This is a genomic window from Gordonibacter sp. (assembly GCF_036667095.1).
Lineage (GTDB): Bacteria > Actinomycetota > Coriobacteriia > Coriobacteriales > Eggerthellaceae > Gordonibacter.
In genome coordinates, this window is record NZ_JAVWUP010000105.1 from 5,208 (window position 1) to 7,948 (window position 2,741).

The 2,741-nt window shown below is 62.5% G+C and carries 1 protein-coding gene; it reads right to left on the reverse strand.

Annotated elements, in window-relative coordinates:
• Nucleotides 1–228: 228 nt before the first annotated feature.
• Entirely contained in the window at nt 229–2,424 is a 2,196-nt protein-coding gene (locus RR842_RS09535; RefSeq protein ID WP_332522117.1) for a MurT ligase domain-containing protein, read from the reverse strand.
• Between the last annotated feature and the right edge of the window lie 317 nt (nt 2,425–2,741).

A 2,741-nucleotide genomic window follows, 5' to 3' on the forward strand; every position in this document is an offset into this window, starting at 1 on the left:
ATTGCCGGGTTGCCCATATGCCGACGGATCCGAGGCCACGCGACGCTGAACGCCCTCGCTACGCTGCACCTCGTCGGGACGGCCGATGCGCTTTGCGGACTCAGATGATCGCCGAGTAGGGCGTTGTTGGCTTTTTCTGCTGTTCATGAGCACCTATTGTGCGCGGCTGGACAGGCAAGGGCAAGCATGCTCGTCCGTTCCGAAGAAAAAAGCCATACCGCGTTGCCCCTACCCGTTAAATCGACGGAAAACATAGTCGTTCGCAGCCACTTCCACCGCGTCGTCGAGCGGGGTAAGCTCCGGCGCGCAAACGCCCGCCCTGCGGAAACGGCGTTCAAGTGCGCGAGCCAGCAAGGCATCGGCCACCTCGGGGTTCTTCGGCAGCAAAGGACCGTGCAGGTAGGTGCCTACGACATTGCGGTAGAGCACGCCGTCGCCCTTGTCGTCACCGTTGTTGCCATGGCCGGCACCAGATGCCACCTCGCCGAACGCCTCGACACCCTGGCCGAGGTGCGTGCGGCCCGCATGGTTCTCGTAGCCCACCACCGGACGCGCCGCCAACGACGAGTGCAGCACGATGTTGCCCGTAAGCCGATCGCCCGATCCGCCGGGAGCGCGACCGGTGGTCATATCGACGATGCTCAGGCCGTCGACCTCCTCGTCGCCCAGCAACCAGGTACGACCAAGCAGCTGGTAGCCGCCGCAGATGGCCAACAGCACGCCGTCATCTTCGACGTAGGCATGCAGACCCTCCTTCATGCGGCCAAGCTCTTCGGACGCCAACCGCTGCTCACGGTCGGGGCCGCCACCAAGGAACACCAGGTCAACCTGGGTGAAATCGATCGTGTCGCCATGGTTCACACGACGCACCTCCACCGGGATGCCGCGATCACGAGCCCGACGCTCCAGCACTGCCACGTTGCCACCGTCACCGTACAGGTTCAGCAAGTCCGGAAACAGGTGAGCGACGACCAGCGGAGCTTCGGGGGATGAAGCGGTCGTGGCGACCGACGGGGCTGCAGGCGACAAAGAGTCGGCCTGCGGCTCGGCGTGCGTGCGCGCCGCCTTCTCCGGCACAGCCGGAGCATCGCCCGCCAGGTCGGCGAGGCGCGAGAGCTCGCTGTGCACCGGTGGCAGCGCCGTATAGTTGGCAATGGCATACACGCGCACGGCGGATGAGGCATCGTCCACCTGCGCGAAGACCTCGGCCATACTGTCCACCAGCAGGGCATCGAGACCGGCGTACTTCAAGCGCACCTGCACATCGTTTTTGCGGATGCCTCCTGCAAACACGCGCAGATCACGCTGGGAAGCCAGCTCTTCGAAGTCGATGTCCCACAGCCACGAAACGTCGCGCCCGTCACCTTCTTTGTCGTTCACGAAGAACGCAACGGCTTTCGGACCTTCGTCTTGCAGGATTATCTTGATGTTCTGGTTGAAGCCGGTCGGATTCTTCGCCAGGTTCAAAAGCGTGCGACGACCGCCCACCACAAACTCCTGCAAACGCCCGTTCTGGGGGTCGAACGCATCGATAGCCTGCTGCAATGCCGCAGCCGGCACCTCGGCAAGATCAGCGGCGGCCCAGGTAGCCAGCAGGTTGTAAACCATATACGCCCCGGAGAACGGCGCGCGAAGGGAAGCGTCGCGACGCGGGCCGTGCGCACGAAACGACAGGCCCTCGGCACCAAGCTGCACCTCCTCGGCCGCACAATCGAGCGCCGGACGAGCGAACCCGCACGTGGGGCAGGAATACGCGCCCAGCTGGCCGTATTGGCGGTAGGTGTAGTCCAACATGGTAGAGCAGCGCTGGCACATCTGTGCATCGGCGACCGAGTTCTGCGGTAAGTGCAGGTCTTCCCCAACGCCGAAAGCGATCGCGGAGTTTCCAGCTCGCTCGGCAATGGCAGTGCACAGCGGATCGTCGGCGTTGTAGACGATCGTGGTGCGAGGGGAAGCCTGCAGTGCCCCCACGATGCTGTCCTGGATGCGATCTATCTCACCCACACGATCCAACTGGTCGCGAAACAGGTTCAGCAACACCACGTAGTCGGCCTTCAAATGCGGGAGTATCTTGGCAAGCCACAGCTCGTCGCATTCGAATACGCCCCAATCAGCTTCGCCTGCATGCAGCAAGGCCGTAGCCACTCCCGAGTCGAGGTTCGCGCCCGTGCGATTGCATACGACGCGCTGCCCTGCCTGCTCCAAAGCATCGGCTAGCAGATTCGCTGTTGTGGTCTTCCCGTTGGTGCCCACGACGCACACCGAGCCCTTGCGCAGGCGCGGGGCCAAATCGGCAATGAGGCTCGGATCGACGTATAAGGCGATCTTCCCCGGGAAGTTCGCCGCAGGACGGCGAAACACGTGTTTCAAACCCCACGTCGATACGGCACTGACAACGCGCGCGCTGGCGAACTGCAAACCCATGGGTAATCCTTTCGGTTCAAGACGCGCACCAGTATAACCCCTCCGTCGCTCCCTCTTCGCGCCACCGCCCCCCGCAAGTAGCCGTCCTCCATACAATTTTCAGCAGAAGAAGGGGTTGCCGCGCTCTGGTGCTGGTTCGATGCAGAGGTCAGGGTGTTTTCGAGAGGGAAACCTTCGGCCTCAATCTCAAGTTGAATTGCTGTAGAGACCGCGCCCATTGGGTAGAATGTAGCATAAGGGATTCCACTGCCCGCGCCACAGGCTTAATTCGCCGAACAACAAGGACGAGCATGTACGACGATCATCGAGAATACCGC